Below are 14,724 nucleotides of genomic sequence, written 5' to 3' on the forward strand. Positions count from 1 at the left end.
CTCCGCTCCGAACAGGTAGCGAGGCAGGGTCGCGCGTGCGTGGCTCCGGAAACGAGGGATGCCATGACCACCGACACCGCGGCACGGACCACCGACACCAAGACAGTGCGCCGACCGCACGCCTGGATCTGGGCGGCCCTGGCCGGCATCGTCTCGGCCGCCGCGCTCCTCGCGATCGCCGAGCTGTTCGCCGCGCTCGTCGCGCGATCGGCCAGCCCCGTGCTCGCGGTCGGGTCGTTCATCGTCGACATCGTGCCCCGCCCGCTGAAAGAACTCGCGATCACGCTGTTCGGCGAGACCGACAAGATCGCGCTCCTCGTGGGCGTCGGACTCGGCGCGGCCGTCGCCGCGGCCGTCGCCGGAGTCCTGCAGTACCGCTTCCGCCCGGTCGGTGCGGTGCTTCTCGGGATCGGCGGGGCGCTCGCCACCGCCGCAATCATCACCCGCGCGGGCGCCGGAGCCCTCGCGTGGCTGCCGCCGGTGCTCGGCACCGTGGGCGGCGTGTTCGTGCTCATCCTCACCATCGCTCGCCTGAAGCGCTGGGTCGCCGCCGCCGAGGAGCGCGACATCGAGGGCCTCCGCGCCGGTCGACGCCAGTTCCTGCTGCTGACCGGGCTCACCGCGGTCGGCGCGGTCGTCGTCGGCGTCGGATCGCGCATCCTCAACGCCACGACCTCCTCCGTCGCCGCCGCGCGCGACGCGCTGCGCCTGCCCGCCCCGCGCACGACCGTCACCGTGCCCGAGGGCGCCAACTGGGAGATCGACGGACTGAGCCCGATCATCACCCCCAACGGCGACTTCTACCGCGTCGACACCGCTCTCACGGTCCCCAACGTCGACCCCACCACGTGGCGCCTGCAGATCGAGGGCATGGTCGACACCCCGGTCGAGCTGAGCTTCGACGACCTCGTGAACATGGGCCTGAACGAGTACGGCGTCACCCTGACCTGCGTCTCGAACGAGGTCGGCGGCAACCTCGTCGGCAACGCCATCTGGACCGGCGTCCCCATCCGCGACGTGCTGCGCATGGCGGGTGTGCAGGCGGATGCCGACATGGTGCTCTCCGAGAGCGTGGACGGGTACACGGCATCCACTCCTCTCAGCGCGCTCACCGACGACAACCTCGACGCGATCTTCGCGGTGGCCATGAACGGCGAACCCCTCCCGTTCGAGCACGGGTTCCCCGTCCGCATGGTCGTGCCCGGGCTCTACGGGTACGTCTCCGCGACGAAGTGGGTCACGAAGCTGACGGTGACGCGCTTCGACAAGGACGAGGCGTACTGGACGCCCCGCGGCTACGCGGCCGAGGCACCCATCAAGCTCTCGTCGCGGGTGGACACGCCGAAGATCGGAACCCCCGTCCCCGCCGGCACCGTCGTGATCGCCGGAATGGCGTGGGCCCAGCCCGTGGGCGTGCAGAAGGTCGAAGTGCAGATCGACAACGGCGACTGGCAGGAGACGCAGCTGTCGACGCCGATCAACGATCAGTCGTGGGTGCAGTGGCGCCTCGAGTGGGCCGCCGAAGCCGGCAGCCACTACATCGCCGTCCGCGCGACCGACAAGCAGGGGAACCTGCAGATCCAGGAGCAGGCCCCCATCGCCCCCGACGGGTCGAGCGGGTGGCAGCGCACGCTGGTCACGGTCTCGTCGTGAGCCGGTGAGCGGCCCGGGAGCCGGTGTCAATCGCTGGTGGAGTGGCGCGGGGAACGACATGATCGACCCATGCCTTCAGCAAGCAGCCCGACCGACGGCGCGGCCGCATGACCACCGTGCCCGATGAGCCGCCGACCCTCCCGACGGTTTCCGGGGTCGACCCCGCGCACCCGCTGACGAGCATCCGTCGCTCCATCCCGCGAGACTGGGATGAGCAGGTCGACCTCTTCGCCATCGTGAAGCTCGACAGCGGCGGATTCGTCCGCGGGTGGAACCTCGGCGCGGAGCGCATCAAGGGGTACACCGAAGACGAGATCCTCGGCTCGCACTTCTCCCGCTTCTACCGCGAGGAGGCCCGGCGCCGCGGCATCCCCGATCAACTGCTCGCCGCCGCGCAGCGCGACGGCCACGTCGAAGACACCGGCTGGCGCGTGCGCAGCGACGGCAGCGAGTTCTGGGCGCGCGTGACCATCTCGGCCATCCGCAGCGACCAGGGCCAGGTGCTCGGCTTCGTGAAGATCGTGCGCGACCTCACCAGCGAGAAGCAGGCGGCCGACGAGCGCGCCGCCCTGCAGCGCACCTTCGCGCACGACCTGCTCTCACCCGTGACGGCCCTGCGCGGCTACCTCGACCTCCTCGCCGACGACCTCCCGCCCGATCACCGCCTGCTGCGTCTGGCGGGCGAGGCCAGCGACCACATCGTCGCGATGGCCCAGGCGCTCATGGCCGACGTCGAATCCACGTCCGAGCGCGGCCGTCGTCGCGCCACCTTCGACCTCATCGCCCGCGGGGCGGTCGCCCTCGTGCTCCCCGGCGACCTCGGCCGCGTGCGCTTCGGGACCATGGATGCCGTCCCGGTGCGGGCCGACGTGCTCGGACTGCGACGCGCGATCGCCAACGTCCTCGAGAACGCCGCGAAGTACTCCGACGACGTCATCGAGCTCGACGCCTTCGAAACCGACGAGGGCGCGGCGGTCCGCGTGCGGGATCACGGTCGCGGCATCCATCCCGACGACCTCGCCTCGATCACGCACGAGGGCGAGCGCGGCCGCTTCGCCGTCGCGACCGACGGTGGTCGCGGGATCGGACTGTCGAGCGTCCACCGCATCGTGTCGGAGCACGGGGGCACCGTGCGCATCCAGAGCGCCCCGGGCGAGGGCACGACCGTGACGGTGACGATCCCCCGCGCCGACGAGGAGCCCGACGCGGGCGACTCAGTCCTCTGAGCGCGCGAGGACGGCGCCGGCCGCCTCGATCTCGCGCAGCGCCGCGGCACTGGAGTCGGGATGCACCCCGGCGATCAGGTCGGTGAGCACCCGCACGTTGCGGCCCGCGGCCACGGCGTCCAGGCTGGACGCCCGCACGCAGTAGTCGGTGGCGATGCCGACGATGTCGATCTGACGGATGCCGTGGGCGTCGAGGATCTGCGCGGCCGTCTCGCCGTCGTCGGACACGCCCTCGAACAGCGAGTAGGCCGGCCGGCCCTGCCCCTTCTTGAGGTGGTGGGTGACGCGACCCGTGTCGAACACCTCGTCGTACTCGGCACCGTAGGTGCCGCCCACGCAGTGCACCGGCCAGGTGTCGACGAAGTCGGGGGTGGCGGAGAAGTGCCCGCCGTTGTCGTCGTCGCCGTGATGCCAGTCGCGCGAGGCCACCACGACGGCGTACTCCCCCGCGTGCGCGTCGAGGTAGCGCGAGATCCGCGCGGCGACCTCGTCGCCTCCCTCGACACCCAGCGCCCCGCGCTCGGTGAAATCGTTCTGGACGTCGACGATGAACAGGGCCCGGCTCATGAGCCGAGCCTACGCGTCACGATCGTCCGCGGCGTCGGCATCCGCGTCGGGAGGACGCCGTGACCCCGGGTCAGCCGCGGGCGAAGAGCAGGACGATCGAGACCACGAACGCCACCACGCCCAGCGCCAGGACGCCCCCCGCGAGCAGCGAGAGGAAGCGGACCACGGGCGACGAGCGGGTGAGGCGCATGCGGTGGGCCGAACCGCGGCGGTAGAAGATGTCGGCCATGTCGGCGGAGCCGACCTTCGCGTCGTCGTGAGCGGAGAGGGGCGCTTCGTTGACGCCGCCGTGCTCATCGAACCAGCGCACGACGCGGCCGCCGTCGACCTGCTCCACCACCGCACGCGCCGGGAGCCACGTCCCGTCCAGAAGCAACAGGAACACCGCGACGAAGGCGAGAAGCGACCCGCCACCGAGCCCCACCCACGTGAAGATCTCGATGAGGGCATCGAGGGCGTTCGACAACGGGGCTCCTACGGGCGGGAGGGGCGCCACCGGGGCGCGGAACGGGAGCTTCCAGCCTATCGGGCCTCCTCGGCGCTTCCGGGGGCTGCACGGGGCGTGGGGCGGCGGACGGCGCGCCGGGGGCGTCACTGGCTTCGCGCTTTCGGGGCTTCCGCCGCCGAGCCGCGCCTGGGCTGTTCGCCGCGTAGACGAAGAAAGACCCCCACCCGGTGGAAGCGGGTGGGGGCCTTCGGAGCCGCCTAAGGGAATCGAACCCTTGACCTATTCATTACGAGTGAATCGCTCTGCCGTCTGAGCTAAGGCGGCATGTGCGCGCTGTCGCGTGCACGATCATCGATCTTACATGCTTCAGCGGCCCTCGCGGTACGCGCTCAGTAGTCGCCGCTCGCGGAGCGGTCCGCGAGGATGTCGCGGCTCGACGACAGACCGAGTCGAGACGCGCCCGCGGCGATCATCTCCTCGGCCGCGGCGCGCGTGCGCACGCCCCCGGATGCCTTGACCTCGGCGCGATCTCCGACCGTCTGCTTCATCAGCCGGACGGCGTGGACGGTGGCGCCGCCCGCGGGGTGGAAGCCCGTCGAGGTCTTGACGAAATCAGCACCCGCGGCGACCGCGGCCTCGCACACGGCGACGATGGCCTCGTCGGAGAGCGCGGCGGACTCGATGATGACCTTCAGGACCGTGGGGGCGGGAGCAGCCGTGCGGACGGCGCGGATCTCGGCCTCGACGACGTCATAGCGTCCCTCGATCGCCGCTCCGATGTCGATGACCATGTCGATCTCGTGCGCGCCCTGCGCCACCGAGAGGGCCGCCTCGGCGGCCTTGACCTCGGCGTGGTGCTTGCCACTGGGGAATCCGCACACGACAGCGAGCTTGAGGCCCTCGGGCAGCTCCACCGGAAGGAACGAGGGAGAGAGGCACACGCTGTAGGTGCCGAGCTCGGCCCCCTCGGCGATGACGCGCTCGACGTCGGCACGGGTGGCCTCGGGCTTGAGCAGCGTGTGGTCGATGTAGGTCGCCAGGTCGGCGATGGGCGCGGTCATAGGGGTCTCCTCGGGATGTGACGGATCAAGCGTAGGCGCACGGCGGCGCGGGCGGGCTACTCGCAGCGCAGGTCGGCGGCGGGGACGGTGTCGTCGACGAGGTAATCGTCGACGGCGGAGTTCACGCAGTCGTTGCCCTTGTTGTAGGCGAGGTGCCCCTCGCCCACGTACGTGACGAGGACGCCCTGCGACAGCTGGGCGGCGAGAGCCTGCGCTTCGGCGTAGGGCGTGGCCGGGTCGCCCGTCGTCCCCAGGACGACGATGGGCGGCGAGCCCGGAGCGGTGATGGCGGCGGGGGCGCCGGTCGGGGGCGCGGGCCAGGCCACGCAGGCATCGGGCCCGACCCAGTAGGGCGCGACGACGGGAGCCTCCTGCGCGAGTTGCTGCTGCACCGCGGCCTCGTCGGCGTCGTCTTCGCGCGGGTAGTCGACGCAGTTGTACGCGCGCAGCGCCTGCATGGTGTTGTCGGTGTACCGGCCGTCGACCCGACCGTTGTAGAAGTCGGCGAGCTGGAAGGCGACGGAGGCGTCGCCGTTCTGCACGTCGGCCAGGGCCACACGCAGGTATGGCCAGTTCTGGTCGCTGTAGAGCGCGGCGACGATGGCCGTGAGCAGCGTGTCGGCGCCGAGGAGGCGCCCGTCGCCGTTGGCGAGGGGGCGCGCGTCGGCGCGGGCCAGCATCGACGCCACGTCGTCCATCGCGTCGTCGACCGAGCCCGAGAACGGGCACTCCGACGTGCGCAGGCAGTCGGCCATGAACGCACGCAGGGCGTTCTCGAAGCCCACCGCCTGGGCGATGCCGCTCTCGCTGCCCGCGAGGCTCGGGTCGATGCCGCCGTCGAGCACCATGCGTCCGACTCGCTCGGGGAACAGCCCCGCGTACGTGGCGCCGAGCAGCGATCCGTAGGAGAACCCGAGGTAGTTGAGCTTCTCGTCGCCCAGCACCGCGCGGAGCAGGTCCATGTCGCGTGCCGCGTTCTCGGTGGAGATGTAGGGCAGGATGCCGTCGCTGCCGGCCTCGCACGCCTGGGCGAAATCGGCCTGCCGCTGTTCGAGAGCGGCGTTGCGCTCGTCGCTCCCCCGGGCTCCCGGAGGGATGTCGTAGAGATAGGAGTCCATCCCCGCGGTGTCGTAGCACGACACCGCGGTCGACTGTCCCACTCCGCGCGGGTCGAATCCGATGACGTCGAACGACCGGGTGAGGGCCTCGTCCGCGACGAGCGAGAGCGAGTCGCGGACGGTGTCGACACCGCTGACGCCGGGACCGCCGGGGTTCGTCAGGAGGGAGCCGAGCGGCTCCCCCGACGTCGCACGGTGCCGGATGACCGCGAGACTCAGATCGCCGGCCGCCGGGTCGGAGTAGTCGCGCGGCGCGGTCACCGTGGTGCAGTCGAAGCCCGCGCTGCCGCAGGCCGACCAGGTGAGCGTCTGCCCGTAGTAGGGAAGGAGGGCGGCGTCGACGCCCTGCGTCTGCGGGGCGAGCGAGCGACCGCCGTCGGGCGCCATCGGCGGGATCTGCGCGTAGAGGCAGCCCGACAGCGCGACGGCGACGACCGCGAGGCCGCCGATCAGGGCCGCGACCCGTCGACGCAGGCTCACGGCGCGGATCCGTTCGCCACCGTGATCATGAGACTCTCCAGGGCCAGCAGGGGTGCGGCGTTCTGCTCGAGGTTGCGGCGCGTCACGGAGATGCGGTCGAGCACGCCCAGGGTCCGCGCGGGCGTCCACTGGGTCGCGAGCGCGCGCAGCGCATCGAGCCGCTCGACGTTGACGAGGTCGGCCTCGCGACCGTACTGGATCATGACCACGTCGCGGAACAGCGACTGGAGGTCGGTGAGCACGCGGTCGATTCCGTCGCGCAGGCTGCGCGTCGCCCGTCGCTTCTGATCGTCTTCGAGCGCGTTGACCTGCCCGCGCACCGACGGAGGCACGGCGGCCCCCTCGGCGACGCCGAGCATGCGCAGCAGGGCGCGACGCTCTTCTTCGTCGCGCGTGGCCGTGAGCGCCTTCGCGTCGTCGGTCGCCAGGCGCACGATCTGCCCCGCGACCTCCACCGCGTCGCCGATGCCCCGCACGGCCAGGACCGCCGCGAGGGTCTGCGCCCGACGGGCTCGGGCGTCGTCGTCGGTGGCGAGGCGCTGGGCCATGCCGATGTGACGCTGCGCGTGCCGCGCCGATTCTTCGGCCACCTCGGCGGAGACGCCGGTGCGCTCGACGATGAGCCCGGCCACGTCGGCGACAGAGGGCTCGCGCAGTCGCAGCACGCGCACGCGCGAGCGGATCGTCGGCAGCAGATCGGCGTCGCTCGGGGCGCACAGGACCCAGACGGTCTTCTCGGGCGGCTCTTCGAGGGCCTTCAGCAGCACGTTCGAGGTGCGCTCCGCCATGCGGTCGGCGTCTTCGACCACGATCACGCGGTGACGCCCGAGAGACGGGGCGAACGAGGCGCGCTCCACGAGACGTCGGGCTTCGTCGATGCGGATGACCACCTGCTCCGTCCGCAGCGCGGTGAGATCGGGGTGCGTGCGCGCGAGCACCTGATGCTGCGCGCGCTCGTCGCCGGGGTCGGCGATGAGCTCCGCCGCGAAGGCGTAGGCGAGCGTCGAGCGCCCCGAGCCGGGCGGGCCGGTGATGAGCCAGGCGTGGGCGAGAGCGGCGGGGTCGGATGCCGCGTGTCGCAGCGTCGCGACCGCCTCGTCTTGGCCCCAGACGGCGTCCCACGGGAAGGGGGCCGCGTCGGCGGCCCGCGGAGACGACTCGAGCGCGACGGACATGCGTTCCACCCTAATCCCGGGGTCCGACACCCCTGCTGGGCGTCGGCTGACGGTGTGCGTCGATCCGCGCGGATCGATCCCGTCGGTCGTCGTCAGCTCACCCGGGTCGACACGGCGTCGCGCACGCGGGCGGCGAGGACCTCGGGCGGCTGCGTGGCGTCGAGGACCACGAACCTGTCGGGTTCGCGCTCGGCCAGGGTGAGGAATCCCGCCCGGACCCGCGCGTGGAAGTCGCTCTTCTCCGCCTCGAGCCGGTCGAAGGGCTTGTCGTCGGCGTCGAGACGACGGCGCGCGGCCGTCGGGTCGAGGTCGAGGAGGACCGTGAGATCGGGCAGCAACCCGCCGGTCGCCCACAGCGACAGCGCGCGGACGTCATCGGCGTCGAGCACGCGTCCGGCCCCCTGGTAGGCGACGGACGAATCGAGGTAGCGGTCCTGGATCACGACGTCGCCGCGTGCGATGGCCGGCTGAACGACCGTCTCGACGTGGTGCGCGCGGTCGGCGGCGTAGAGCAGCGCCTCGGCGCGGGCGGCGATGTGGCCGCGGTGGTGCAGCACGATGTCGCGGATGCGGACGCCGACCTCCGTGCCGCCGGGCTCGCGCGTGCGCACGACCTCGCGTCCCTCGCCGACGAGCCACTGCTCGAGCAGCGAAGCCTGCGTCGTCTTGCCCGCGCCGTCGCCGCCCTCGAAGGTGACGAACAGGCCGGGACCCCCGGCCGCCGCCGCCGGAGGGGCGTGCAGCGGCCGGGAAGCGGCGCCGGTCACGAGGTCTTCGCCGGGGCCTTGCGGGTGGTCGACGACGTGGTCGCGGTCTTCGTCGCGGCCGTCTTCGTCGCCGCTGTCTTCGTCGCCGCCGTCTTCGTGGAGGCCGTCTTCGCGGCGGTGGTCTTCGCGGCGGTCGTCTTGGACGCAGCGGCCCTGCTCGCTGTCGTCTTCGTCGCGGTCGTCTTCGCCGCGGTCGTCTTCGTCGCCGTCGTCTTCGTCGCGGTCGTCTTGGACGCCGCGGTCTTGGACGCGGCCGGCTTGCGCGCCGAGGCCGCGCGCTTGGGCGCGGGACCCTTGGCACGCTTGTCGGCGATGAGCTCGACGGCTCGCTCGAAGGTGATCTCCATCGCGTTCTCGCCGCGCGGCACCGTGGCGTTGGTCTCGCCGTCGGTGACGTAGGGACCGAAGCGACCGTCCTTCAGCTTGATCGGCTTGCCGCTGACCGGGTCCGCCTCGAACTCCTTCAACGCGCTCGACGCGCGCCGCGCGCCGTACTTCGGCTCGGCGTACTTGGCGACAGCCTCTTCGAGCGTGATGTCGAAGATCTGCTGCTCGTTGTCGAGCGAGCGGGAGTCGGTGCCCTTCTTCAGGTAGGGACCGAAGCGACCGTTCTGCGCGGTGATCTCCTCGCCCGTCGCCGGGTCGGCGCCGACGACGCGCGGGAGCGACAGCAGCTGCAGGGCCGTGCCGAGATCGATCGTGTCGACCGACATCGACCGGAACAGCGACGCCGTGCGTGGTTTCGGAGCGGCTTCCTTCTTCACGCCGCGCTTCTTGGGCGCCTCGACGACCTCGCCCGTGGCCTGATCGACCTCCTCGGGCTCCTCGGCATCCGTCTCCTGCACGTAGGGACCGAACCGACCGTCCTTCACGACGACGAGCTTGCCGTTGTCGGGGTTCTCGCCCAGGACGCGATCGCCGGCGACGGGTGCGTCGATGAGCTCCTGCGCCTTCTCGGGCGTGAGCTCGTCGGGAGCGAGGTCTTCCGGGATGTTGACGATGCGCGGCTTGGCATCGGCGTCGGCCGCGGGGTCGGTGACCTCGAGGTAGGGGCCGTACTTGCCGAAGCGGAGCGTCGCCGTGTCGGTGATGCGCGTCGAGTTGAGCTCGCGGGCGTCGATCTCGCCCAGGTTGTCGACGATGTGGCGCAGGCCCACCTGCTTCTCGGACCCGAAGTAGAACGACTTCAGCCACTCGGTGCGCCGCTGCTCGCCGCGGGCGATCGCGTCGAGGTCGTCTTCGAGCGCGGCCGTGAAGTCGTAGTCGACGAGATCGGCGAAGTGCTCCTCGAGCAGACGCACCACGCTGAAGGCGAGCCAGCTCGGGACGAGTGCCTGCCCCCGCTTGGTGACGTACCCACGGTCGAGGATCACGCCGATGATGCTCGCGAAGGTCGACGGACGGCCGATCCCCTTCTCTTCGAGCGCCTTGACCAGGCTCGCCTCCGTGTAGCGGGGCTTCGGAGAGGTGCTGTGGCCCTTCGGCTCGACGTCGCTCACCGTCAACTCGTCGCCCACCGATACGGCCGGCAACGACTGGTCGGCGTCGTCGTCGTTGCGCTTCTCGTCGGCGCCTTCTTCGTACGCCTCGAGGAAGCCCTTGAAGGTGTAGACGGTCCCGGATGCCGTGAACTCGGCGACCTGGGCCCCCGCCTGGACCGTGAGGGTGACCGTGGTCGTCTCGTACTTGGCATCCGCCATCTGGCTGGCGACGGTGCGCTTCCAGATGAGGTCGTACAGCTTCTGCTCGTCGCGGTCGAGCGAGGACGCCAGCGACGCCGGCGTGCGGAAGTTCTCTCCCGAGGGGCGGATGGCCTCGTGCGCCTCTTGCGCGTTCTTCGACTTGCTCTTGTACACGCGGGGGTTGGCGGGAACGGCCTTGTCGCCGTACAACGCCACGGCCTGCGCGCGGGCGGCCGAGATGGCCTGCCCCGACAGCGCGACCGAGTCGGTACGCATATAGGTGATGAAGCCCTTCTCGTACAGACGCTGAGCGACGCCCATGGCGTGCTTGGCGCTCATCGAGAGTTTGCGACCGGCCTCCTGCTGCATCGTGGAGGTCGTGAAGGGGGCGCGGGGGCTGCGTGTGCCGGGCTTCGCCTCGACCTTGGCGACGGTGGCGCGGCCGGCGGCGGTGATCGCATCGGCCAGGGTGCGTGCGGCCGCCTCGTCGAGGACCACGACGGCCTTCTTCAGCTGACCGTTGTCGTCGTAGTCGCCACCCCGGGCGATGGGAGCGCCGTCGAGGCGGTTGAGGCGCGTGGTGAAGGACGAACCGGACTGCGAGGCGAGGGCTTCGACGTCCCAGTAGGACGCGGAGACGAACGCCATGCGCTCGCGCTCGCGCTCCACGACCATGCGCGTGGCGGCGGACTGCACGCGGCCGGCGCTGAGCGCCGTGCCCTCGCGGCCGGAACCGACCTTGCGCCACAGCACCGGCGAGACGTCCCATCCGTACAGGCGGTCGAGGACGCGGCGGGTCTCCTGGGCGTCGACGAGCGAGACGTCGAGCTCCCGGGTGTGCTCGGCGGCCTCCTTGATCGCGTCCTTGGTGATCTCGTGGAAGATCATGCGGCGCACGGGGACCTTGGGCTTGAGCACCTCGAGCAGGTGCCACGCGATGGCTTCGCCCTCGCGGTCACCATCAGTGGCGAGCAGGACTTCGTCGGCGGTCTTCAGCGCGCGCTTGAGCTCGGCGACCGTCTTCGTCTTGCGGTCGTTGACCACGTAGAAGGGGTCGAAGTCGTTCTCGACGTCGATCGAGTACTTGCCGTACGCGGCCTTCTTATCGGCCGGGATCTCTTTCTTCGACGCCAGGTCGCGGATGTGACCGACCGAGCTGAGCACCTCGTAGTCGTCGCCGAGGTATCCCTGGATCGACTTCATCTTCGTCGGGGACTCGACGATGACGAGCTTCTTTCCGTTTGCCACTGGGGTCCTTTCTTCGATGCACACCATACACACGCCTCCCTGTCCGGGTTCCGGGAGGTCTCACGGGCTCGAGACATCGGGAGGTCCGGCTCGCGAGCGCGCATCGAGGGGAACTCCACCGTACGCCCCGGCGACGGTGACCGTGGCGACCAGGCCGTCGACATGGCATTCGGTCAGCTGCCATCCCGCCGCCGCCGTCACCCGCTCCGCCGCGTCGCACGGGAAGCCCGGGACCGCACCGCTGGCGGTGTCGGCCGCCGCGAGCGCCGCGGCATCCGCCGCTCCGGCCACGCGTCGCGCGGTCACAGCCGCACCGCCGACGGCCGCCATCGCCACGGTGACGCCCACGACGACCGCGACGACGCCGATCATCGACACGCTCCCCGCCATCAGCGTCCCCCGTCGAGCGCGCAGGCGCGCGCCACCGAGACTGGGAGCGGGAGGGCGAGCGGAAGACCGCCCGCCGCCGACGACGCGACGCAGACGAGGCCGTCGCCGCGGCTCACCGTCATCGTGCCCCCGGCCGCGGAGAGGGCGGCCGAGGCCCCCGCGTCGTCCCCACGACCGAGCAGGCGCGCCCCCTCGATCGCCGCGTGTTGCAGGCGCAGCGTGGTCGCCGCGGTGCCGAGCGCCCCGACGCCGAGGGCGAGCACGATCAGGACCGCGGGGAGCGCCACGGCGAACTCCGCGGTGACCGCGCCCCGCTCCCCCAGGCCACGGAGTCGAGAGACGAACGACGGGTTCATTGCACGGTCAGCGCGCGACGCACGAGATCGGTCAGGATGCCGCGCACCTCGTCGCTGCGCATGATGACGACCAGCAGCCCGGCGAAGGCCACCGCGGCCATCGTCGCGATCGCGTACTCCGCGGTGGCGGCTCCGCGTTCGTCGAGGAACAACCGTCGCGCGCTCGGGCCGGTCAGCGGCGGCAGGGGCCGGGGGACGGACGGGCGCGATCCGGCGAGAGTGAGGTCGGACATGGGGTCTCCTTCTTTCAGGGGTGGATGAGAGGGCGAATCGAGGTGGGGAGGCGGGCACCGACTCAGGGGAACGTCCCGGAGCGGAGCAGGCCGATGACGACGGGGACGACGGCGAGGAGGAGGAAGGCGGGCAGCGTGCACACGCCCAGGGGGATCAATAGTCGCGTCGACAGTCGCGCCGCCTTCTCCCGCCCATCGGTGCGTGCCCGGTGCCGGGCGGCCCAGGCGTCGGCACGCAGGAGTTCAGCCGCAGGGACGCCCGCCCGCAACGCCAGATCGAGGGTGTCGTCGACGGCGCGCGACGCCCGCTCGTCGACGTCGTGGGAGCGCCGGGCGATCACCGTCCGCGCCCGCTGGGGCGACGCTCCCGCCGAGAGGGCGACGGCCCAGAGCTCGGCGTCGAGACCGGGCACGGTCGAGGACGGCCGCGCCGATCGCGCGAGCCGGCGCGTCCAGGCCCGCGCCGCCGCGATCAGGACCACTCCGGCGACCAGGCAGGGGCGACCAACCGGGTCGCCGATCAGCACGCCGATCGTGTCGGATCCGAGCAGTGCCCCCAGGGGCACACCGGCGACGGGCAGCCACCCGAGCAGCCGCGCCGTGGCAAGGGGCTCGGCCAGGACGACGCGCACCTCGGCCGACACCTCGGCGGCGTCGCGCAGCGAGCCGGCCACCGACCGCAGCGTCTCGGCCAGGGGTGCCCCGGTCTCGACCGCCACGGCGTACACGACGGCGATGTCGCCCCACGCGCCGCCCGATGCGCTCAGGACCGCGCCGACGTCGTCTCCCCGCTCGGCCGCGGCCGCCGCCGCGAGCGCGGTGGGGTCGCCACCGGCACCCAGGTGACCCCACGCGAGCGCGGGAGACGCTCCCCCGGTGAGGAGCACGGCGAGCCGCATCACGGTCTCGTAGGGATCGGGCGAGGTCACGATCCCTCCTCCCGTCGGATCGCGAGCTTTCCGCCGCGCAGGACGGGCCGGCCCCAAGCGGCGAGGCGTCGCTGCCCGCCGGCACGGTCGACGTGGATCACCGCGCCGATCGCGCTCACCACCTGCCGCGCGGTGGTCGCGGCATCCATCCCCGACAGCGCTCCCAGCGCCTCCAGGCGCGTCGCGACCTCGGCGAGCCCGTTCGCGTGCACGGTTCCGGCTCCTCCGTCGTGCCCCGTGTTGAGGGCCATCAGCAGTTCGCGCAGCTCCTCTCCGCGGCACTCGCCGAGGATGAGACGGTCAGGGCGCATGCGCAGCGCCTCGCGGACGAGACGCGCGAGCGTGATGGCTCCCGCGCCCTCGATGTTCGCCTGCCGCGCCTCGAGAGCGACGTGATGAGGATGTGCGGGACGGAGCTCGGCGACCTCCTCGATCGTGATGATGCGCTCCGAGGAAGGGACCCGCGACAGCAGCGCGGAGAGCAGCGTGGTCTTCCCCGCACCCGTCGAGCCGGTGATGAGCACGTTCTCGCGGCGGTCGACGAGGCCCTCGAGGAGCGTCCGCTGCGCGGTCGACAGCATTCCCGAACGATGCAGCAGGTCGAGATCGGGGGCGTTCCATCGCGGCACGCGCACCGAGATGCTCGTTCCTCGAGCGGCCACCGGCGCGAGCACCGCGTGCACCCGGACCCCGCGTTCGAGTCGCACGTCGACGCACGGAGAGGCGTCGTCGAGGTGGCGCCCTCCGCGGGCGACGAGACGCACGGCGAGACGTCGCACCTCGGCCTCGCTCGCCCGCCACGACGGGACCCGCTCGATCCCGTCGCCGCGATCGACGAACAGACCGTCTGCGCCACTGACGAAGAGGTCGGTCACGCGCGGATCGTCGAGGAACGGTCGCAGGAACGACACCGCGGCATCCTCGTCGCCCGCACCGGGATCATCGCCGCTCCGCTCCACGGGGACGGAGCGCGCGGAGGTGTCGGACGGGAGGGGAGGAACGAGGGATGCCACGCCCTCGACGCTAGGCAGAGCGCCCTCTCACCGCCGGGCCCGCGGGCCGTTCCGTGGAGGGCCGAGCAGATCCGCCCGATGGGGAGGAGGCGTGGAAACCGTCCCGGAAAAAGAAGGGGGCGGCATCCCTACAGTGGGGGGCGAGGGATGCCGCCGCGCGCCGGAGGAAAATTGGGGGGCTCCCCCCGACGCGAGTGCCGGAAGCGATGTTCGGGCTCAACCAGAGTACGCGCGCCGCGGGGCGCGGCCAACTCCCACGACCTATTCATCGCGATATATCACCTGTTTCCCGGCTGCGCGGATGCCAACTATCGGAGGTGGCCTCCGCGCGGAGCGATGGCTAGCGTGACGAGGGTCAGGACGCCGCGCATCGACGCG

At 71.7% G+C, this 14,724-nt stretch carries 14 protein-coding genes and 1 tRNA gene; 2 read left to right on the top strand and 13 right to left on the bottom strand.

Features of this window, described 5'->3' with window-relative positions:
- Positions 1-63: 63 nt before the first annotated feature.
- Both FB047_RS08075 and FB047_RS08080 read left to right on the top strand, forming a co-directional pair.
- Positions 64-1,653, top strand: a complete 1,590-nt coding sequence (locus FB047_RS08075) for a molybdopterin-dependent oxidoreductase (protein WP_136586670.1) — start codon at positions 64-66, stop codon at positions 1,651-1,653.
- A gap of 107 nt (positions 1,654-1,760) precedes the next feature.
- Positions 1,761-2,879, top strand: coding sequence for a PAS domain-containing sensor histidine kinase (locus tag FB047_RS08080; protein ID WP_136586671.1), 1,119 nt, complete (start codon positions 1,761-1,763; stop codon positions 2,877-2,879).
- Here FB047_RS08080 and FB047_RS08085 read toward each other — a convergent pair.
- The 13 genes from FB047_RS08085 to FB047_RS08145 all read right to left on the bottom strand — a co-directional run bounded on the left by FB047_RS08085 (position 2,868) and on the right by FB047_RS08145 (position 14,292).
- A complete protein-coding gene (locus tag FB047_RS08085; RefSeq protein ID WP_136586672.1) occupies positions 2,868-3,446 on the bottom strand; it encodes an isochorismatase family protein in 579 nt (192 codons plus the stop codon). The genes FB047_RS08080 and FB047_RS08085 overlap by 12 nt on opposite strands.
- 70 nt (positions 3,447-3,516) lie before the next feature.
- Entirely contained in the window at positions 3,517-3,912 is a 396-nt protein-coding gene (locus FB047_RS08090; protein WP_136586673.1) for a hypothetical protein, read from the bottom strand.
- A 233-nt stretch (positions 3,913-4,145) separates the two neighbouring features.
- Positions 4,146-4,218 (bottom strand) — tRNA-Thr (locus FB047_RS08095).
- A gap of 65 nt (positions 4,219-4,283) precedes the next feature.
- Positions 4,284-4,955, bottom strand: coding sequence for a deoxyribose-phosphate aldolase (deoC, locus tag FB047_RS08100; protein WP_136586674.1), 672 nt, complete (start codon positions 4,953-4,955; stop codon positions 4,284-4,286).
- A gap of 56 nt (positions 4,956-5,011) precedes the next feature.
- Positions 5,012-6,553 (bottom strand): alpha/beta hydrolase, encoded by a 1,542-nt coding sequence (locus FB047_RS08105; RefSeq protein ID WP_240752675.1) that lies wholly within the window; start codon positions 6,551-6,553, stop codon positions 5,012-5,014.
- Positions 6,550-7,728 (bottom strand): DNA polymerase III subunit delta', encoded by a 1,179-nt coding sequence (locus FB047_RS08110; protein ID WP_136586675.1) that lies wholly within the window; start codon positions 7,726-7,728, stop codon positions 6,550-6,552. The genes FB047_RS08105 and FB047_RS08110 overlap by 4 nt, the downstream gene beginning before the upstream one ends.
- 92 nt (positions 7,729-7,820) lie before the next feature.
- A complete protein-coding gene (gene tmk / locus FB047_RS08115) occupies positions 7,821-8,495 on the bottom strand; it encodes a dTMP kinase (RefSeq protein ID WP_136586676.1) in 675 nt (224 codons plus the stop codon).
- Positions 8,492-11,425: a type I DNA topoisomerase gene (gene topA, locus FB047_RS08120; protein WP_136586677.1), complete on the bottom strand. Its 2,934-nt coding sequence runs from the start codon at positions 11,423-11,425 to the stop codon at positions 8,492-8,494. Before topA ends, tmk begins: the two co-directional genes overlap by 4 nt.
- A gap of 60 nt (positions 11,426-11,485) precedes the next feature.
- On the bottom strand, positions 11,486-11,797 hold the full coding sequence (locus FB047_RS08125) for an Rv3654c family TadE-like protein (RefSeq protein ID WP_240752676.1): 312 nt from the start codon (positions 11,795-11,797) through the stop codon (positions 11,486-11,488).
- A gap of 17 nt (positions 11,798-11,814) precedes the next feature.
- Positions 11,815-12,171, bottom strand: coding sequence for a TadE family type IV pilus minor pilin (locus FB047_RS08130; protein WP_136586679.1), 357 nt, complete (start codon positions 12,169-12,171; stop codon positions 11,815-11,817).
- A complete protein-coding gene (locus FB047_RS08135; protein WP_240752677.1) occupies positions 12,168-12,404 on the bottom strand; it encodes a DUF4244 domain-containing protein in 237 nt (78 codons plus the stop codon). The genes FB047_RS08130 and FB047_RS08135 overlap by 4 nt, the downstream gene beginning before the upstream one ends.
- 62 nt (positions 12,405-12,466) lie before the next feature.
- A complete protein-coding gene (locus FB047_RS08140) occupies positions 12,467-13,333 on the bottom strand; it encodes a pilus assembly protein TadB (protein ID WP_240752678.1) in 867 nt (288 codons plus the stop codon).
- Positions 13,330-14,292 carry a TadA family conjugal transfer-associated ATPase gene (locus FB047_RS08145; protein WP_205822854.1) on the bottom strand — a complete coding sequence of 321 codons (963 nt, stop codon included), beginning with the start codon at positions 14,290-14,292 and terminating at the stop codon, positions 13,330-13,332. The genes FB047_RS08140 and FB047_RS08145 overlap by 4 nt, the downstream gene beginning before the upstream one ends.
- Between the last annotated feature and the right edge of the window lie 432 nt (positions 14,293-14,724).

Source organism: Microbacterium hydrothermale (assembly GCF_004854025.1).
Classification (GTDB): Bacteria; Actinomycetota; Actinomycetes; order Actinomycetales; family Microbacteriaceae; genus Microbacterium; species Microbacterium hydrothermale.

Coding starts and splice junctions, on each gene's coding strand:
- FB047_RS08075 (WP_136586670.1), top strand. CDS start 64: ATGACCACCGACACCGCGGCACGGACCACCGACACCAAGACAGTGCGC.
- FB047_RS08080 (WP_136586671.1), top strand. CDS start 1,761: ATGACCACCGTGCCCGATGAGCCGCCGACCCTCCCGACGGTTTCCGGG.
- FB047_RS08085 (WP_136586672.1), bottom strand. CDS start 3,446: ATGAGCCGGGCCCTGTTCATCGTCGACGTCCAGAACGATTTCACCGAG.
- deoC (WP_136586674.1), bottom strand. CDS start 4,955: ATGACCGCGCCCATCGCCGACCTGGCGACCTACATCGACCACACGCTG.
- FB047_RS08110 (WP_136586675.1), bottom strand. CDS start 7,728: ATGTCCGTCGCGCTCGAGTCGTCTCCGCGGGCCGCCGACGCGGCCCCC.
- FB047_RS08125 (WP_240752676.1), bottom strand. CDS start 11,797: ATGATCGGCGTCGTCGCGGTCGTCGTGGGCGTCACCGTGGCGATGGCG.
- FB047_RS08130 (WP_136586679.1), bottom strand. CDS start 12,171: ATGAACCCGTCGTTCGTCTCTCGACTCCGTGGCCTGGGGGAGCGGGGC.
- FB047_RS08135 (WP_240752677.1), bottom strand. CDS start 12,404: ATGTCCGACCTCACTCTCGCCGGATCGCGCCCGTCCGTCCCCCGGCCC.